Source organism: Paenibacillus selenitireducens (assembly GCF_002021565.1).
Taxonomy (GTDB): Bacteria; Bacillota; Bacilli; order Paenibacillales; family Paenibacillaceae; genus Paenibacillus_K; species Paenibacillus_K selenitireducens.
In genome coordinates this window covers 101,592-119,820 of the sequence record NZ_MSZX01000002.1, presented here as the reverse complement: position 1 = coordinate 119,820, position 18,229 = coordinate 101,592, and the positions used below count along the sequence as shown (strand labels likewise).

The following is an 18,229-nucleotide window of genomic DNA, read 5'->3' as shown; positions in this document are numbered from 1 at the left end:
TTTATTTACCCGCGGAGTAAATTTGATCGAATGTGCCGCCATCCGCAAAATGCTTCGTTTGTGCCGTGCCCCACCCGCCAAAGTCTTTGTCGATCGATAATAATTTCAATTCAGGGAATTGCGCTTTATATTTGTCCGCTACACCCTTCAGGATCGGGCGGTAGAAATTTTTAGCCACAAGGTCTTGCGCTTCCGGTGTGTACAGGTATTTCAAATAGGCTTCAGACACTTCGCGAGTCCCGTGAGCATCAACCACTTTATCGACGACAGCCACTGGTGGTTCAGCAAGAATGCTTAAGGAAGGATATACGATTTCGAATTTGTCTTTACCGAGCTCTTTCACAGATAACAACGCTTCATTCTCCCAAGCTAACAGCACATCACCGATACCGCGCTCGACGAATGTCGTCGTTGATCCACGTGCGCCAGAATCGAGAACAGGGACATTTTTGAACAATTTACTGACAAACTCTTTGGCTTTATTCTCGTCGTTCCCGTTCTGCTGCAGCGCATAACCCCAAGCCGCGAGATAGTTCCAGCGCGCACCGCCCGACGTCTTCGGGTTTGGCGTGATGACTTGAATCCCTTCTTTTACGAGATCCGACCAGTCATGAATACCTTTCGGGTTGCCTTTGCGAACCAAAAACACAATGGTCGAGGTATACGGGGCACTGTTATCTTCGAATTTCTTCTGCCAGCCTTCATTAATCAGGCCCGCTTGTTGTATCGCGTCGATATCATACCCAAGCGCCAACGTCACAACATCGGCTTTCAGGCCATTGACGACGGATAAACTTTGCTTCCCAGAACCGCCGTGGGATTGCTTAATCGTCACGGTCTGGCCCGTTTTTTGCTGCCAATAGTCACTAAATAACTTGTTGTACGCCGCGTAAAGCTCCCGTGTCGGATCGTATGATACGTTCAGAAGTTCCACAGGATCCTTGCTTGGTGTCTTCGCTTCCTCTGTCTTCGTTGTTGTCGAAGCCGTGTCTTTCTTTTCTTCCGTCTTCGGCTCTCCTGCCGTCTTGGTTCCGCATGCTGCAAATACCATCGTTAACAATAAGAGCCACACCAGTACGAGCGATTTCTTTTTCATCTTTCAAATCCCCTCTCCACATCTCAAGAAATGAAAAAAGACAGCAGGAAGAAACGAATTCGATCGACAAATAAAGGTTGTCATTAGGCCACAATCCCTTTTTGCTCGAAATTCGTTCCCTCCGGCTGTCCGGTCGAAAACTAACTATAATTCCAATTAATTCACTTGGTTTAATGGTAATATACCAACTGCCCACATCAAAGTCAATACATTTTTTTCAAAAAATAACCATTTTTCTTGTGTCATTCGAAAGCCATTTCGTATGCCGAAAAGTTATCCTTTCGATGTAAAAAAAAGCCAGCCTCCATTCCCATCGGAACGAAGCTGGCTGATACTTGTTTATTTATTGCGCTGCCCGCGTTTATTCTCGCCATTCACGACGATGACATCGACAAACGGCCGAATGCGATCCATTAACCGTTGCCCTTTGTACGCTTCCTCGCCATCTTTGCTGGTAAAGCTGAAATGCTTCTCTAACGCATCTAATTCATAGTTCGACGTGTAGAAGGTCGGTTTGCGGTTCATGCGATAATTCAAGATTGAGCCTAACACATGATCCCGAGCCCAAGGATTCATATTCTCTGCACCGACATCATCGAAAATGAGAATATCCGTCTCCTTCATCACTTCAATCGTTTCTTTCAACTTCTGACTGTCCTGCATCATCGATTTCAGATCCTCGACGAATTCAGGCATATACACGATAACCCCTGAAAATCCCTCTTCGGCAAGCTTGTGAAGGAGATAGCACATGAGAAAGGTCTTTCCAGTACCGAATTTCCCTACCAAATAAAGACCATTTGTAGGAAGTCCCTCTTCCTTCGTCTTCGCTATATATGTCAATACTTGATTCGCAGCAGGGGCCCGCTCCAAATCACGCACAAGAATTTCATCTGCTGAATATCCCTCATTCAGGGCCCGCTCATCCATGTAGAAGCTGCGAACCCGATTACGAATTTGATCTTGACGCTGCTGTGCCTGATATTTCTTGCACGACACCTTGCTATCCGTCACTTGCGTTAAGCCATTCAGGGTGGAGCAGGAGATCTTGGTGTAGTGCCCCTGCATATCATTCGGGCATCGTTCCAATCCGGGGCATTGACTGCAATTCGTATACTCCGTGACATATTGATACAGTCGATTCATATTCTGCTGCATCACCGGTTCGGTCAGCTCTGGATACTTGGCTCGCAGCTTCACGATAATCGGATTTGCGATGAGCGCTGCTTTCTTCTCTTCAACCTTACGAATCAAATCTGGACTCGGAATGCGTTTTAGCATATCACCCAATGAATCCATGACACTTCACACTCCTTTCTTGCGTTCGATCTATTACGATGTTTCTTCTTTGCCATCGAGCTTTCTTGCCGTCTTCCGCATCTCTTCCAATTCTTCTAACGTGACACGGGAACCTTGCGGCACATCTTGAATAATCGGAATACTCGGCTTCTGTTTGCCTGCTTTGGCATATCCGCCGCCTGCACGCGGACGACCTCCGGCAGTTCCTTTGCTAGCACGATTCTGTTCTAATTTTTCTTTGAACTGGCTTTGATCCCGAATATGCTGAACGGCTTTTTCGTACGAATCAATCTGTTTCATCAGCATCGTCGATGCGATCGAATCGACGAAGTTACGGTTCAATCGCTGATCCGTGCCAGCGACGAGCAATGACATCAGATAATGGATCAGCACATTAATGACTTCTTCCGGCAATTTATAATTCAAATCGATCTTCTCGAACATATCCATCATGTTATCCGGCACCGTGCCTGGGAAGAACTTCTTCAACATCATGGTATAAGGTTCGTTACGAAGCATCATATTATATTGATGAATATCGCATTTGCCCTGAAATTGCTGGGGAACCTCCAGATAGAATTCCATCTCAACGGCATGCTCTTCCTTTGCTTGTTCCTCTTCCTCGGATACCTGCACGCTTTTTCGCATAGCAATCACTTTCTTGGCATAACGATCACTATCTTCACTGCGCTTCTTCCCTTGACGGAAGTGCAAGTTCGCTCGGTGCTGCAGCTCATCCAGTTGTACATCTCCCTCATCGGAGAACATACCGTCTTCATCTAGCAAGCTGCATATATCTTGCAAGCTTAATTGATATTTGCGAACGATATAATTAATCATCCCCATTTGTTCATGTTCATACCGTAGCCGCTCCACGAACACCCGATTCTTCGAAATCCTTGGAAAACGCGAAATAATGTCTGCATAATTCAAAGACTCTTCTTCGGACGGAGCTTTATAGCCAGGCTGGCGAGAGGGCGCTACCTCAGATAAGGCTTGCTCCAACTCATAATCAATCACATGGGTGTTTAATTGGAATAATTCATAGAAAGGAATCGATAAATCTTCTTTATGAAAAGTACGCTGTGCGAGTTCTGGCGGCTCTTCCGTACAGAATTCCTCGCGCAGCGACAAGACGGTAAACTTCCCTACTTTATCGCGAAGCAACAGCGTTAGATGCTGCGTCTTGAAAAACTCATTTGGCGTTAATGGCGCATGCAATTCGTATTCATACATACTGTCGTCAAGTTCAGGCACATAAATTCGCGATACCTGCAGCAGGCCAACCGCTTCGAGCTTTGATGAAAGCTCTACCAGCTGCTTCCGCCCCTTCTCGCTCGGATCCACGCCAAGCGTTAAGAATAGGCGACGCTGTTGCTCAATTCGAGAATAACCGACACGATCGCTCGAAATGTGTTGGTAGAGTAAATGATAGAAGCTAATCGCAAGACCGCCCACCATCGGTTGATAAATATAAGACAGCATTTTCATATCCAATCCAGACAGCGAAAATTCCCGGAAAGTACAGTACCGATGATGCTCTGTGAATTGCAATAGGTTCGAAATTTTCACGCTTGAACACACCTCATTTTTCCCCAAAAAATCAAAAAAAACCGTTCTTGCACCTTCCACCTATTCTATCATAAAAGAGAAACAAAGTCTGTCTATGGTGAACTCTACCACCGAAATATCCAAAGACTCGACACGATGTGATGAAATGCATTCGACAGCGTCACCAAATTTTGCGTATAATAATGAAGATGTCTAAATACATGAATATGTATTATTAAAAAGTGGACGGTGATGGTCTTGCTTTATGTGCTCTCATTCTTCTTATCATTTCTGATTGTGTATTTCCTGATTCCACCGCTCGCCAAATGGGCGTTCCGGCTTGATTTCGTGGACAAGCCTCGGCATGACTCAGAACGTAAAATTCACCGTGAACCGATTCCATTGACGGCAAGTTATGCGATTTTCATTGGATTCTTCGCGACTTACTTACTCGTAGCACGTGAGTTCACTTTGGAGACTCTAGCGATTTTCATCGGCGGTGTTCTATTGCTAACCATCGGGACTATCGATGATTGGTACAAAACAAAAGGAAAAGAATTTCCTGCCCTTCCGAAAATGATTGTCCAAGTCTCTGCTGCCATACCTGTGTTCTTCTCAGGGATCGCTTTTACCGGATTCTACAATCCGTTCAGCGGAGCCTATGTGTTGTTACCGATTTGGCTTCAATTCATTCTCACCATCCTGTGGATTTTCGGTGTAACCACCGTCATTAACTTCTCGGATGGAATGGACGGGCTTGCAGGTGGACTTTCCGCTATTTCTGCGGTGACCCTATTCATTGTTGCTTTAACGAAAGGGCAGGATAACTCCGCGATGATGGCGATTATCCTCATCGGGGTCACGGTCGCCTATCTAAGATATAACAAACCGCCAGCCAAAATATTCATGGGGGATGCAGGAGCAACCTTCCTCGGCTTCATCCTCGCTGTTATTGCGCTGGATGGCGCATACAAGCAAGCTACGATTCTGTCCTTGTTCATTCCGATTCTAGCGCTAGGTGTTCCGATCTTCGATAACATCTTCGTCGTCATCAAACGAATGATCCAAGGGAAACCGATCTATCAAGCGGACGCGAGTCAGGCCCATTACCGATTATTGCGTGCCGGATTGAACAATAAGCAGGTGGTCATGTTCCTGTGCTTGATCGGTACATGCTTCGGACTCTCCTCGATCATCTTGCTGCTGATGCAGGTGTAGATGACCTTATCAAAAAAGACGATCTTGTCGCCGAAGGGCTGCAGGATCGTCTTTTTCTCTTGGCATCGTTAGGTATGATCCCTGAACCATGTAAAAAGCCGCGTATCCTTAGATACACGGCTTCACATCTGATGATTTATTTATGCAGCGATGGCTTGCGCCTCGATACCACGGTGCAGCAGCTGCTGTCCCCACTTCGTGCGATAGAACAATTTCTCTGCCAGCGCGAAGATACCGCTTGCGGTGTAGTACAATCCGAGCGCAATAGGCGAACTCCACAGCACGAACAGATACACGACATTCATGATGAGCGATATCCCCGCTGTTTTACGCATCGCTTGCAAGAGCGTGAGCTCCGTCGTTAATGGAATCAATGAACCCACAAATGTGAACGTTACGCTAAGTATCGGAACAAGATGCCATGGATCGGATACGGCTAATGTCGTCGTCCAAGAGATCAGCGTTGAAGTCATCTTATCCCCATGCATCGTGAAAAGACGTAACAAGCTCATAAAGATCGGCATTTGCACAAGTGCGGTAACTAACATGGAAAATGGCTTAATGCCATAGGTTTGATTCAATTTCATGGTTTCCTTCAATAACTTTTCCTGATTATCGCTATGCTTCTCCTTCAATTTTAACATTAAAGGCTGTACCGTCTTCTGGCGTACCTGTTGGCGATAGTTCTTTAAATTCAGACCGAAAAGCAGCATGCGTACGATGAAGGTAAGGGCAACGATCGCTAGCCCCCAGTCATGCGTGATTCGAAAAAGTTCGGTGAGCAATAGATCGAGCATGGAAATAATTGGCTGTAGCCAAGATGACATAGAAAATTCCTCCTAAATGTGTTGGATGTTGTGGCATATCATACTTACCAACACGGGGGGAAGCTTCATCATCTGATCGTTTTTTGCGTGGTCTGCGGCTCGGCATTTTACGACGAATCCACAGCAGTCGCATCTCAATGCGTTCACCTAAATTAATCGTCATTTCCGAATCAAGATCTAAAGATAGCAGATGGATTCGTGTGACATGAGATACGGATGGTGACTGCAGCCACAAATATCCTACCAGGGTACCGGCTATCGCCATCAACCACAACAAATAACTTACATCCATGGAGTAGTCCATTGTCTCACCTCCCTTCACAACAGCGGATCATTCTTGTATCTATAAGTATACGCTCTTTCCCCTTAGAAGTCGAAAGAGATTACTTGGTGGACTTTACCCATTTGGCTACATCCGTAATCACTTCGGACGGCACATTGCCCGGAAGCATGTATTCCGATCCTGTCGAAGGCTGATCCGAAGGAACAAAAAGGTGATTCAATTTCGGATAAAGCTTATACTCTACATTCGTACGACTGGCTAACCCCTTTTTCCAGCCGTCTAGATGAGAAGCATTGACCTGTACGTCGTTGTCCCCTTGGGCAATAAATAGAGGCAATGTCTGATTCTTCGCAATTTCTTGGCCTTTATAATTACGCAGGTCATACCACCATACCGCATTCGCGGTCGGGAATTTCGGAGGGATGTTGTCTACGGAATATTGTGGGTCTTTGAGTAACGCAAGAACCTGCTTCCAGCTCTCAATCTGCGCCTCGTATTGTGCTAACACTTCTTGCGGCGCGCCCGCTTTTTTCGCCCGCTCCAAACCTTGTTGGAATTGAACCAGCATCACATCTTCAAGCGGTTCCGAAGGTCCTGCGAATATTAACGCACCCGCAATATCATGGTTCCGATCCTGTTCAATGATGCGAGGGACAAGCATACCGCCTTGACTATGCCCTAATACGTAAATCTGTTTCGGGTTGAACCGTTGATCCGATTTCAGCATCTCGACCGCTGCGATCGCATCATTCGTTGTCTCTTCCTGAACGGTAAACGTCGGAGCCATGGATTTCAAATTATGTTCATACGTCCGTTTGTCATAACGAAGAACAGCGATCCCTTCATTTGCAAGTCCTACTGCCAGATCACGGAAGGTCTTGCCTCCGCCAATCGTTTCATTTCGATCATTAGGTCCTGATCCATGTACAAGTACTACCACGGGGAAAGGTCCATCGCCCTTGGGTACGGTCAGCGTCCCCGGCAATCCTAACGTCTTATCGCCTATGAGAACCTCTTCTTCGGCATATCGATCGGGATGATCATAATCCGGTGCTTTATACGTATCGACAAGAGATGTCGGGAAGAACATGTCATCCAGCTGCCCTGCGTGATTAAACCGTACGTCGATCGCAAACGGCGCTCCCAATGGACCCGAATACATGAGCCGCACATTATTGTGAATCGCATTCGTTGTCTCTGCTTGGTTCAATAGTTGATCGACATTACCGTACATCGCCTTCAACTGTTGCTGCATCAATTGCAGCGTTGACAGCGGTATCGATGTTTTGAGCGTATCGCTCATGTAAGACTGAACCTCTTCGGCATTCCCCTCGACAAGTGCCTTGATGATGTGACTTGCAAGTGTTTTCGCGTCTGAGCTGGTTAAATCCACCGTGCCCTCCCCTTTCAAGTTCAATTGGGTATTCAAGGCTTTATTGATATCATGAAGCTGCACTTCCAGCATCTGCTGATCATTCATGATCGCAGCGTTGCTTAGTTGTAGTGGTTGTTGATTTAATTTCGAGTCCGTTTTTCCGAGAAATACGGTCCATTCCTGTTCACCATACGTAACGGATGCTGCTTTGTTCTTGGCATCCCACGTGACCTTGGCCCCCAGCCAATCTGCTGCTTGACGCAATGGAATTCGTTGATTTGATACTGCGTTCGTTCCGTCAGCCATCGCCGCTTGCGCAAAAGTTGTCGTTAAGAGGACGGCAGCCGCTAACGTACTTATCGTTCTTTTTACACCCATTCTTTTTCGCTCCTTTGTCCATCCAAACTCGATAATTTGATATTTAGATAAATGTCTAAATAAAGTATATCGTGTTTCCAATTTTCATGTCAACCACCTAGAAATAACAAAAAAAAAGCCAATACGCTTCACGAGGAAGTATATTGACCCTTTGTCTTAGAACATGCGGAATCCGGAACGACGCAGCATACGAATCGTAGTCCCGCTAATAATCGCACCGATAAGACCTGCAAAGGCGGTCGACATATCTACTAGAGAATAGGCCTCGATATTTCCGGCAAAGGACAGATCGCTCTTCCAATACGAAATCACCACGGCAGGAATAATCACGATCACGAATAAGTAAGATGGAAACCATGTTGTCTTCATTAACATATTTAAAATAAACCCGATCCCAAACATCATCACAAAAAACAATACGAACAAAATGATCGGAATGATCGAACCAATCACACCATTCATGCTCTATATAACCTCCCTAATGTAGAACCCAATTCTTGCTAAGTAGTAGTGTACTAGAAAAATGTGGGCGAATCAACGAACTTTCCGTGACGTTTCTATGATTTTTGTCACATGTTATCCATTTGTCCTCCTCGCCTTCTTTCGATACAATATAGGGAGTAATAACGGCACCTAATATGAAGGAGTGAATGTAGATGAGTGAAGCAGCTCTTACTTTAGAAGGTTGGTATTCTTTACACGATTTTAGAGCTATGGATTGGAACGGCTGGAGACGCGCGAGTGAAGATGAACGCGCAGCGGCACTAGACGAGCTATATACTTTTTTACAACAATGGTCCACGACAGAAGCGGACAGACAAGGCAGTACGGCCGTCTATTCCATCGTAGGTCAAAAAGCCGATTTCGTATTCATGCATTTGCGTGAGACGTTAGAGGAACTGAATGACATGGAAAATGCGTTCAATAAAACGTTGTTCGCTCAATTCACGATCCCTGTCTACTCCTACGTGAGTGTCGTGGAATTAAGCAACTACTTGGCCGGTTCAGGTGGAGATCCATATGAGAACCCTGAAATCATGGCAAGACTGAAGCCTGCCCTGCCAAAAGCCAACCATATTTGCTTCTACCCTATGAACAAAAAGCGTGACCTTCAAGATAACTGGTACATGCTGTCCATGGATGAGCGCAAAGCCATGATGCGCAGCCACGGCATGATTGGCCGCCAATATGCCGGTAAAGTGAAACAAATCATCTGTGGTTCTGTAGGGTTGGACGATTGGGAATGGGGCGTAACGCTATTCGCGGACGATGCCCTGCAATTCAAGAAGCTTGTATATGAAATGCGCTTTGATGAAGTAAGTGCTCGTTTTGGCGAGTTCGGTTCCTTCTATGTAGGGAACCTGCTGGATGCAGATAAGTTCCAAGCGATGCTTGCTATTTAATATTTTAAGAACTATGGAAATGGAGTGAGAACTGGGCGCAGTTTTCATTCCATTTTTTTGAGTTCATTTGCACGGCTGCTGCTTCTTCACCCTTACATAAAGTTAACGAGTCCATGGGTAACCGTAGGCGCAACTATGCCGTTAAATTTTGTATACAAATAAACGAAATAAACATGCATCCCCGCTGTAATCAATAGATGGATAGAATCATAGCGAATAAACTCGACAAAAGACATGTCCGCTTTAATCATTTGAAACGGCACATGCATGAAGGCGAACATGATCGAGACGACCGCAACAGCGATATATTTATTTCGTATTAGGCCTAACATACGGGTCTGAATAAATCCTCGAAAAGATACTTCCTCCGTCAACCCAATACATACCAATAAATATAAAAACTCAAATAGAGCTTCATATCCTTCGAACGGCAAACTCGAACCCTGTACAATTAGTCGGTATATTTCCGACCAAGTAAAAGGTAAGGCTGCCACAACGCCAATACATATGTTCAGTAGTATACGTTTGCAAGTTAATCCGACTGAGGCAAGCGGTTGCCGGCGAATCCTCAATATGATGAAAATCGGCGCTAATGAAAGCAATGAAATCGGCAAGTACAGTATACTTAGAAATAAATAATTACTGCTAAAGTAGATGGATAGGTCTTCTACTATACTTGTCTTAAACATCCACAATCCAAACCCATAAATGAAAACTAAATAATAGATGAAATACCCCAATGCGAGCAGTCCGTCTGTTACATTTAGATTTGCTGTTGTCTCGTGATCAAAACGAATGCGGAATATGCGTCTTAACTTTCTCATCCGTTTCCCTCTCCTCTCGAATCTCTTATATCTAATTTTTTCCATATTCCACATTTTACCGATTGCAAGTTGATGATCCTAGAACATTTGTCATATTCCTCATCTCTCCCAAGTGCACGCACGCATTATTAATCCGTCGTCGATGTATGATACAATAAACAAAAACATAGATTCGTAGAAAGAGGTGCCTCCGATTGAGCGATCTATCTCGCATTTATACGTTAGCTCAGACGATCAAGAAGAACGTCCAACAAGTTATTGTCGGTAAAGATGAACCCCTTGACATGATCTTCGTCGCTCTGTTCACAGGCGGGCATGTACTGCTTGAAGATGTGCCGGGTACGGGAAAGACCTTATTAGTGAAAGCATTAGCCAAATCGATTGACGGAACTTGCAAGCGCATTCAATTCACGCCCGACTTACTCCCAACCGATTTGAGCGGCATGAACATCTATAATCAAAAGCTTGGTGAGTTTCAATTCCGACCCGGACCTTTATTCACCCATTTGCTGCTAGCCGACGAAATTAACCGTGCAACACCGCGGACCCAATCTAGTCTGCTGGAATGTATGGAAGAACGTCAGGTGAGCATTGACGGAGAGACGATTGCGCTGGAAGAACCTTTTATGGTGCTCGCAACCCAGAACCCGCTTGACAATTATGGCACGTTCCCTCTGCCCGAAGCGCAGCTGGATCGGTTTATGCTGAAGTTAAAACTAGGCTACCCTACCTTTGACGAAGGACTGCTCGTTCTTTCCCGCTTCCGGGAGCAGCAGCCGCTCGATCAACTTCAGGCTGTCGCAAGCAAAGATGACATCCTCATGGCTCGGCGCAGCTATACTCAAGTTCATGTCGAACATGTCATTCTGGAATATATTTTGAAAATCATTGAGCAGACACGTAAACATCATGACATCGCGCTGGGTGCCAGCCCTCGAGCCAGTCAAGCTTTGCTTCGTGCTGTGCAGGCATATGCTGTCATTCAAGGACGCACATTCGTAACGCCAGACGATGTAAAAGCCATGGTCAGTCCCGTGCTCTCGCATCGCCTGCTCTTTCATAACGCTTCCCAACTTCGGGATAAGCAAGCCGAAACCGTGCTCCACGCCATTGTGAATCAAGTTCCGGTCCCTACGGAACAGTTCGTGAAGGAGTAGATGCCATGCCGCTGCATTGGCTGATTCTATTCGCAATTCTTGCATTGGGATTCCAAGGTTGGATCTTCAAGAAACGCGGGCTTGCACGCGTAACTTATACAAGAAGTTTCACGAAGCAAAGGCTATTCGTCGGCGATCATGTCGAGATGACGGAAACCATCGGCAACGATAAGCTGCTGCCTGTACCTTGGGTTCGATTGGAATCTATGATTTCCAGTACGCTTGTCTTTGGACACCAGACCAATCTCGACATTCATGCGGGAGAATTATTGCAGAATCATAAAAGCTTATTCACACTCAAACCATACACCCAAATCGTTCGCAGACATGATATTACCGTGAACGCACGCGGGATTTACCATCTCCAAAGTGCGACCATGACAGCCGGCGACGTATTTGGCGTTTTTGATTCGGTTCGCATGATTCCGCTAGATTTGGAGCTTACCGTGTTTCCAGAAATTATTGCGATGCGAGATATTCCATTTTCCAATAAAAGCTGGATCGGTGATATAACGGTACGCCGTTGGATGCTGGAAGATCCCTTCTGGAAGTCAGGCGTGCGTCCTTATTTGCCTGGGGATTCCTTAAAATCCGTGCATTGGAAGGCAACTGCTCGCACCAACCAGCTTCAAGTTCACCAATTCGACTACACGGCAGACCGGAAGCTCATGATCCTGGTCAACTTCGAGACAACCGAACGCATGTGGTCCAAGGTTACCCGGCCTGAAGCCGTAGAAAGAGCCCTTTCGTACGCGGCTTCCATTGCAAATGTCACCGTCACCCAAGGCATCGAAACAGGGTTCGCTTGCAACGGAACGACAAAGTCCCTGCAAAAAGGGCAAGCTGTCATTCTCCCGCCAGGCGCAGGATCCCATCATTTAACGAATATGTTCGAGACGATGGCTCAATTGGAATTGGAGCTTTCCAGCTCGTTCCATACATTTCTAGAATCTTGGGAGGACTCTTCAGGAACTGACTTTATTCTGATTACCCCCATTCCATTAATAGAGGTAGAGAACAAGATCTCACGCATGCGCATGCGAGGGAATGGCGTTGAAATCATCGAAATTCCTGTCCGCCCCTTAACCTCTGCCGCAGCTAAGGAGGCTGATGATGATGCGAAGCAAGCGTAATATCTTAACATGGGCCTACCGTGGAGTCGTAGAGTATGCGCTTCTCTTTCCCATCCTTGCGCTTCTATGTATCTATCTCATTCCAGATGCGTCCAATGCACTCACCTGGTTTCTTCTCTTCCCTGCTTGTCTATTTATCGGTGCTGTCGCCAAAGGAGTCCTCCGCTGGAAACGCGACAATCTATGGCTCGTCCTGTTGATGATCCCATGGATGGTTGTCATGGCGCTCTCAGGAACGATCTCCCTATCCAGAGTCCTCCTATTCCTTATAGGGTATGTGTTATTCGTTCGGGGAGTTCAGATGATATCAACATCCCCCATGTGGAGCGGCGGCATGCAATGGCATTGGATTTCACTTGCCGTCTATTTCGTTGTTTTTGCGATCTCTTCCATACGTCCAGAAATTCAAACCTATCAGACGCATTTACTCGTCGGCGGGATGTGGACACTTGTGGCAACCTTGTTCACGATGAATCGCGGCATCTTACATCGAGCCAACATTACATACGATGATTCCGTTCAGCTCCCTAAGGAAGTCGTGCGTCGGAATCAAATCTATGTGATCTGCATTGTAACGATCGTATTCCTCTTTGTCGCTGTCACTTTCGGAAATCTCATGGATTCCTTCATGCGTTTCCTGCATCAGGCGATCGCTTGGCTTCTTCGCCGACCTGCACCTGAAGAGCAGGTTGCTCCTGAACAACCTGTTCCGCCGCCAAGCATGCCTCAGCTCGATCTGGGGGATGCCGGGAAGCCCAATCGGTTCCTGAAATGGCTGGAGCAGGTGTTCACGTACCTTTTCTGGACTGCGCTCGTCATTGCGATCATCGTCCTATTATGGTTCGGGCTGCGCTATGCGCTGAAGAAGCTGTTCCCGAAGCTATGGCATTCGATCCAGCAGTTCTTAAAGCGCAAACAGGACTTCTCGCCATCATCAGGTTATGAAGATGAACAATCCAGTCTGTTCAAATGGGATACAATTCAGCGGCAAATGACGCAGCCGTGGGATCGGCTTATTCATCGATTTCGTCGACATGAAGTTCGATATGATGAACTGACGAACAATCGAGACCGTATCCGCTACTTGTATCGTCAACGCATCATGCAAGAGATAACGAAAGGATTCCCATGGCAATCTGGGTCCACCCCGCGCGAGACGCTGAAGCAAGTGGAAGAGTGGGATACGAAGTTGAACGCAGCCGATTTAGAGGATTTGGCTCGCGCCTATAATGATGCTCGTTACAGCGATTCTGATCTCTCCAATGAAAGGGTTGAATTCATTATTCAACAAAACCAGAAGAAAAAGAACTAATTCGCGTACCTAAAATGGATTTTCCAACAAAGCTACACCATCAGTCCTTTTTCGCGGACCTATCCTGGATTCATCCAACATAGCTTCACTACCAGCACTAAAACCCGAAACTATACTGGACGTTTCCAATATAGAGGGGGGAAAATCAGCATTTTAGAGGCATTTTCAGCACATTCTATTGGATTTATCCAGTATAGAGTGCGAAATCGTACTGAAAACGGCGAAGTTAGTGGATTTATCCAATATAGCACCACCACAAACACTTACTTTTTCCCCACCCTGTACTGGATTTATATAACATAGCAAACTTCATTCATCTTCATCATTGTGATAGATCGTTTTAAATTGACTTTTCTTCTACGAAACGAGATCACACACAAAAATAAAGTGCCGAAAAGCCCTCTGGACTTTATCGACACTCTGAAGCTGGCTTCCAGATTAGGAAGCCAGCTTTTTGCATGGATAAGATCTCGCATATTGGAATAATGTGTATTTTACACGGGGCATACTATCCTGAAACTAATCTATAAATTTAAGGATGATATCCATGCCTATATCCAACAACGGGTCAAACCCTCAGGGTCCTACTAAACCAAGTACCACCTTAACAGAGAATATCCAGTATGCTCAATCTTTATTTCAAGATTCCCAGGATTTCATGGTCCGCCAATTTACCATCCAATTAACTGGAGAACAAGCCGCGATCCTCTTCTTATCCAACCTCACGGACAAGAATGCATTGAATAACAATGTACTTTATCCGCTAATGTATGAAAAAAGCGTCCTTTCTGCTGTGGCGATCAGTCATGTCAAGAAATCCGCATCATGGGATGAGATCATTTCGGCGATCTTGCTAGGCAGCAGTGTATTGTTCATTGATAAGAAATATGATGCCAGCATTTTAGATACCCAGGGGTGGCCTCAAAGATCTATTTCGGACCCTCAACTTGAGGCCTCTTTAAAGGGAGGACATCAGGGATTTGTTGAGACGGGCAGCCAGAACATTGCATTAATTCGCCGCTTTATTCCCAACCTGGAGCTTAAAGTCAAGGAAATGAAAGTAGGTCAGCGCGGATCAGCAACAGTTACGCTCCTCTACTTAGAGGATGTAATTGACCCTGGGATCTTGACTGAACTGGAAGAACGGATTCAGAATATTCAGGTCGATGCGATCCTAAACACCGGGGAACTCGAAGAATACATCGAAGATAACACTTTTTCACCTTTTCCCCAATTTATTGCGACGGAACGGCCCGATGCAGCCGCCTCTCATATTCTGCAGGGAAGAGTGGCGATCATCGTAGATCGATCTCCGATCGCATTAATTGGTCCAACGACCTTTAATTCCTTCTTTCAAAGCGTTGATGATTACAGTTCGCGCTGGATCGTTTCATCGTTTATTCGATCCTTGCGTTTTTTAGCCTTTTTTATCGCCATATTTTTACCTGCTCTTTATATTGCCCTCATCTCTTACAATTACGTCATCATTCCGATTAATCTAATCCTTTCTATCGGTGCATCCAGAGAACGTGTCCCTTTTCCTCCATTCATCGAGGCGATCCTCATGGAGATCACGCTTGAAATGCTGCGTGAGGCAGGGATTCGCCTACCGGCACCTATAGGTCAGACTGTAGGGATCGTTGGCGGAATCGTGATTGGGCAAGCAGCAGTTCAAGCCGGCATTGTCAGCAATATCATGGTCATCATCGTCGCAGCAACAGCCATCTCTTCCTTCATTATACCTAGCTATGATATGGGGGCTGCGATTCGTTTCATCCGCTTCCCGATGATGATTCTCGCTTCACTCTTCGGGATTTTCGGAATCACCATCGGGTTTATGATGTTAATGGTGCATCTTATTACACTTGACTCCCTTGGAACGCCATACGGAAGCCCCTATTCCCCTGTAAGGTTCTCCGATTGGAAAGACTCAGTTATCCGGTTGCCCTTATGGTTGATGAAGAAAAGGCCTGTCAGCTCGAATCCTCAACAATTAGAACGCCAGACCCCTAGCCCAACGAAGGCGGAAAAAGGAGATTCATGAATACGAAAACGAAGACAAAGCAGCAAATCACGTTCATGCAATATGTTTTCTTAATCCATGGCATGCAAGTCGGCATCGGTTTCTTGACCCTTCCTCGGGAATTGTCTCTGATTGCCGGAACCGATGGGTGGATATCGATTATTATCGGATGGCTATCTGCGGTCATCGCAAGTATCTTCATCATTCAAATCATGAAGAAGCATCCAGACGCAACGTTGCCAGATCTGTTTAAGATTTATTTCGGAACTTGGATAGGTAAATTAGGGACGATGTTCGTTGTCCTTTATTTCATGTCCGTCTCTTTCTTGATCTTATTTTCGGCTTTGACAATTATCAAAGTATGGCTGCTGCCCAAAACACCTCTCGTCATCTTGACCGTACTAATCCTCATCCCTACCTATCAGTTGATTCGTTATGGGATCCGATCCCTTGGAAGATATGCGGAGATCATTTTTTACATATCGATATGGATGATTGTTGTGTTGACGATCCCACTTAACGATAGCCACTGGCATTATTTGCGGCCTGTGCTCAAGGAAGGCTGGTATCCTGTTTTGTTAGGCGTCAGAACAACGATATTCTCTTATTTGGGTTTTGAGATCGCCTTTTGGATGTATCCGTATTTGAAATCGAAACAATTGGCGACACGCGGCATCATCTTGGCCAATACATTAACGATGACCATAAATTTAATCGTGACGATTGTATGCTTCGTTTTCTTTTCGCAGCAGGAAATCGTCAAATATAACTGGCCAACACTTAGTTTGTTGAAAGTTATTGAGCCTAATTTTCTCAATCGCTGGGATGTAATCTTTCTCTCTTCCTATGTTCTTATTATCTCGGTGACCTGGATCATCTCCATCTTTATTGTCATTCAGAACACAAGTAATCTCATAGGAAACCCAAAGCTTGAACCTTACCTATTGATCATTTTCATTGTCTTGTTGATAACTGCAGCAGCGTTTATCGTGTGGACTCAAAGTAGATTGACTCGCCTAACCGACATGTTGACCTCCTGTGGCTTAATCCTTTCTTATGCTTTTCCTGTTGTCTTGTGGATGTATACCACCCTATTCGACCGAATATTCCCCAGGAGAACGAGTTCATGAGAAAACTAATGTGTAAAATCATCATGGTTATGGTGTTGCTATCCATGTTGCCGGGATGCTATGACCATATGTATTTAGAGGATGCAACGCTCATTCTTATGGTTGGTCTAGATGTAAATAAGGACAACCATCTGGTTGTATACAGTTCGAGCCCCGTCTTTAATAAAGATGCAAAAAAGAAGTCCGATGAATTCGAAGATGTCAGCCCATATTCCCTCCGCCGTAACCGAAACAACTTTGATGCCCTGTCTTCAGGAATTCCAACAGGCGGGAAAGTTCAAACCATTCTTATTGGCAAAAGACTTCTGGAGTATCCCGGATGGTTCGCTACCCTAGATTACTTGTTTCGCACTGCGGAACCTACCGTTACGGCGAGAATATGTGCCGCCGAGGTCCCTCTCTCAGACATCTTTTACTTCTATCCTGAGAACGAACCTTTGGTTGCGCTGTATGTATCCAAGTTAATCCGAACGTCCAATAGGCGGAATATTACTGTCGATACGACCATGCAGCGATTACATCGACAATTCAATGAAGAAGGAATAACGCCTTACATTTCCTTAATAAATAAAGATAAGGATATCGAAATTAGAGGAACCGCATTGCTTGATAAGGAAGGCAGATTTGTGACCCAATTGGGCTTACAAGAAACGATCTTGTTCCGATTTCTCCTTGAAGAAAACAAGGATATAGCAACTCTGACCTTTCCAGCACAGGAACTTCATTCAGGGGAGCAAATTCCTTTCATTAACCAAAAACTCAGCATCGATGTCGTGAAATCCAAAACAAAAATCAAAACATCGGCTAACAATGGCAAGTTTACCTTTCATATAGACCTCAACATCGATGCGAGCGTTACAGAACGTACTTTCCCGTTCCAAATGAAGAATCAACAACCAAAGGTTCAGCGTTTCATCAATGAACAAATAAAGCAGCAAATCGAAGAAATCTTGAAAAAAACACAAACTCATCACCTCGATCCGGTAGGGTTCGGTATGCATGTGAGAGCTGACCATTATCGTGCTTGGAAGAAAATCAAAGATCGTTGGCCTGAAGCCATATCGGATGCTGAGTTCCATGTTACTGTTCATACAAAGATCTTAGGAAGCGGAGTCCTGCAATAAAGCCGAAATCTACGGCTATGAGAAGACCCTGGAAAAAACCGGGAGCTTTCAGATGCGCAAAAAAGCCTGTTAAGCACGAAGCTTAACAGGCTTGAT

The 18,229-nt window shown here is 45.4% G+C and carries 16 protein-coding genes; 8 read left to right on the top strand and 8 right to left on the bottom strand.

Features of this window, described 5'->3' with window-relative positions:
* Position 1 precedes the first annotated feature (1 nt).
* The 3 genes from BVG16_RS04745 to BVG16_RS04735 all read right to left on the bottom strand — a co-directional run bounded on the left by BVG16_RS04745 (position 2) and on the right by BVG16_RS04735 (position 3,967).
* Complete coding sequence (locus tag BVG16_RS04745) at positions 2-1,096, bottom strand: sulfate ABC transporter substrate-binding protein (RefSeq protein ID WP_078497405.1); 1,095 nt, start codon at positions 1,094-1,096, stop codon at positions 2-4.
* A 339-nt stretch (positions 1,097-1,435) separates the two neighbouring features.
* Positions 1,436-2,395 (bottom strand): primosomal protein DnaI, encoded by a 960-nt coding sequence (dnaI, locus tag BVG16_RS04740; protein WP_078497404.1) that lies wholly within the window; start codon positions 2,393-2,395, stop codon positions 1,436-1,438.
* 33 nt (positions 2,396-2,428) lie between these two features.
* Positions 2,429-3,967, bottom strand: a complete 1,539-nt coding sequence (locus tag BVG16_RS04735) for a DnaD domain protein (RefSeq protein ID WP_078497403.1) — start codon at positions 3,965-3,967, stop codon at positions 2,429-2,431.
* 231 nt (positions 3,968-4,198) lie between these two features.
* Between BVG16_RS04735 and BVG16_RS04730 the strand changes: the two genes are divergently transcribed.
* Positions 4,199-5,164: an MraY family glycosyltransferase gene (locus BVG16_RS04730; protein ID WP_198957421.1), complete on the top strand. Its 966-nt coding sequence runs from the start codon at positions 4,199-4,201 to the stop codon at positions 5,162-5,164.
* 140 nt (positions 5,165-5,304) lie between these two features.
* On the opposite strand, the gene BVG16_RS04725 is transcribed toward BVG16_RS04730, so the two are convergent.
* The 4 genes from BVG16_RS04725 to BVG16_RS04715 form a co-directional block, all read right to left on the bottom strand.
* A complete protein-coding gene (locus BVG16_RS04725) occupies positions 5,305-5,991 on the bottom strand; it encodes a YidC/Oxa1 family membrane protein insertase (protein WP_078497401.1) in 687 nt (228 codons plus the stop codon).
* A complete protein-coding gene (locus BVG16_RS32340; RefSeq protein ID WP_144027296.1) occupies positions 5,918-6,295 on the bottom strand; it encodes a hypothetical protein in 378 nt (125 codons plus the stop codon). Before BVG16_RS32340 ends, BVG16_RS04725 begins: the two co-directional genes overlap by 74 nt.
* 79 nt (positions 6,296-6,374) lie before the next feature.
* Complete coding sequence (locus BVG16_RS04720; protein WP_233146890.1) at positions 6,375-8,027, bottom strand: alpha/beta hydrolase family protein; 1,653 nt, start codon at positions 8,025-8,027, stop codon at positions 6,375-6,377.
* Positions 8,028-8,183: 156 nt separating this feature from the next.
* Positions 8,184-8,489: a YuiB family protein gene (locus BVG16_RS04715; RefSeq protein ID WP_198957420.1), complete on the bottom strand. Its 306-nt coding sequence runs from the start codon at positions 8,487-8,489 to the stop codon at positions 8,184-8,186.
* Between the two features lie 194 nt (positions 8,490-8,683).
* On the opposite strand from BVG16_RS04715, the gene hemQ reads away from it, so the two are divergent.
* On the top strand, positions 8,684-9,430 hold the full coding sequence (hemQ, locus tag BVG16_RS04710; RefSeq protein WP_078497400.1) for a hydrogen peroxide-dependent heme synthase: 747 nt from the start codon (positions 8,684-8,686) through the stop codon (positions 9,428-9,430).
* 92 nt (positions 9,431-9,522) lie between these two features.
* On the opposite strand, the gene BVG16_RS04705 is transcribed toward hemQ, so the two are convergent.
* A complete protein-coding gene (locus BVG16_RS04705) occupies positions 9,523-10,254 on the bottom strand; it encodes a CPBP family intramembrane glutamic endopeptidase (protein ID WP_158081617.1) in 732 nt (243 codons plus the stop codon).
* 194 nt (positions 10,255-10,448) lie between these two features.
* Here BVG16_RS04705 and BVG16_RS04700 point away from each other — a divergent pair, with 194 nt between their 5' ends.
* The 6 genes from BVG16_RS04700 (at position 10,449) to BVG16_RS04675 (ending at position 18,133) form a co-directional block, all read left to right on the top strand.
* Complete coding sequence (locus tag BVG16_RS04700) at positions 10,449-11,411, top strand: AAA family ATPase (protein WP_078497398.1); 963 nt, start codon at positions 10,449-10,451, stop codon at positions 11,409-11,411.
* 5 nt (positions 11,412-11,416) lie between these two features.
* Positions 11,417-12,544: a DUF58 domain-containing protein gene (locus tag BVG16_RS04695; RefSeq protein WP_078497397.1), complete on the top strand. Its 1,128-nt coding sequence runs from the start codon at positions 11,417-11,419 to the stop codon at positions 12,542-12,544.
* Positions 12,522-13,856, top strand: coding sequence for a DUF4129 domain-containing protein (locus tag BVG16_RS04690; protein ID WP_078497396.1), 1,335 nt, complete (start codon positions 12,522-12,524; stop codon positions 13,854-13,856). Before BVG16_RS04695 ends, BVG16_RS04690 begins: the two co-directional genes overlap by 23 nt.
* A 547-nt stretch (positions 13,857-14,403) precedes the next feature.
* A complete protein-coding gene (locus tag BVG16_RS04685) occupies positions 14,404-15,900 on the top strand; it encodes a spore germination protein (protein WP_233146889.1) in 1,497 nt (498 codons plus the stop codon).
* The gene (locus BVG16_RS04680; protein ID WP_078497394.1) at positions 15,897-17,009 is read left to right on the top strand and encodes a GerAB/ArcD/ProY family transporter; all 1,113 of its coding nucleotides are present in this window, start codon (positions 15,897-15,899) and stop codon (positions 17,007-17,009) included. The genes BVG16_RS04685 and BVG16_RS04680 overlap by 4 nt, the downstream gene beginning before the upstream one ends.
* Complete coding sequence (locus BVG16_RS04675) at positions 17,006-18,133, top strand: Ger(x)C family spore germination protein (protein ID WP_078497393.1); 1,128 nt, start codon at positions 17,006-17,008, stop codon at positions 18,131-18,133. The genes BVG16_RS04680 and BVG16_RS04675 overlap by 4 nt, the downstream gene beginning before the upstream one ends.
* Positions 18,134-18,229: the final 96 nt, after the last annotated feature.

Bases quoted from the DNA above. Each gene is read 5' to 3' on its own strand.
- BVG16_RS04745 (WP_078497405.1), bottom strand. From the start codon at position 1,096: ATGAAAAAGAAATCGCTCGTACTGGTGTGGCTCTTATTGTTAACGATG.
- dnaI (WP_078497404.1), bottom strand. From the start codon at position 2,395: ATGGATTCATTGGGTGATATGCTAAAACGCATTCCGAGTCCAGATTTG.
- BVG16_RS04730 (WP_198957421.1), top strand. From the start codon at position 4,199: ATGGTCTTGCTTTATGTGCTCTCATTCTTCTTATCATTTCTGATTGTG.
- BVG16_RS04725 (WP_078497401.1), bottom strand. From the start codon at position 5,991: ATGTCATCTTGGCTACAGCCAATTATTTCCATGCTCGATCTATTGCTC.
- BVG16_RS32340 (WP_144027296.1), bottom strand. From the start codon at position 6,295: ATGGACTACTCCATGGATGTAAGTTATTTGTTGTGGTTGATGGCGATA.
- BVG16_RS04720 (WP_233146890.1), bottom strand. From the start codon at position 8,027: ATGGGTGTAAAAAGAACGATAAGTACGTTAGCGGCTGCCGTCCTCTTA.
- BVG16_RS04715 (WP_198957420.1), bottom strand. From the start codon at position 8,489: ATGAATGGTGTGATTGGTTCGATCATTCCGATCATTTTGTTCGTATTG.
- hemQ (WP_078497400.1), top strand. From the start codon at position 8,684: ATGAGTGAAGCAGCTCTTACTTTAGAAGGTTGGTATTCTTTACACGAT.
- BVG16_RS04705 (WP_158081617.1), bottom strand. From the start codon at position 10,254: ATGAGAAAGTTAAGACGCATATTCCGCATTCGTTTTGATCACGAGACA.
- BVG16_RS04695 (WP_078497397.1), top strand. From the start codon at position 11,417: ATGCCGCTGCATTGGCTGATTCTATTCGCAATTCTTGCATTGGGATTC.
- BVG16_RS04690 (WP_078497396.1), top strand. From the start codon at position 12,522: ATGATGATGCGAAGCAAGCGTAATATCTTAACATGGGCCTACCGTGGA.
- BVG16_RS04685 (WP_233146889.1), top strand. From the start codon at position 14,404: ATGCCTATATCCAACAACGGGTCAAACCCTCAGGGTCCTACTAAACCA.
- BVG16_RS04680 (WP_078497394.1), top strand. From the start codon at position 15,897: ATGAATACGAAAACGAAGACAAAGCAGCAAATCACGTTCATGCAATAT.
- BVG16_RS04675 (WP_078497393.1), top strand. From the start codon at position 17,006: ATGAGAAAACTAATGTGTAAAATCATCATGGTTATGGTGTTGCTATCC.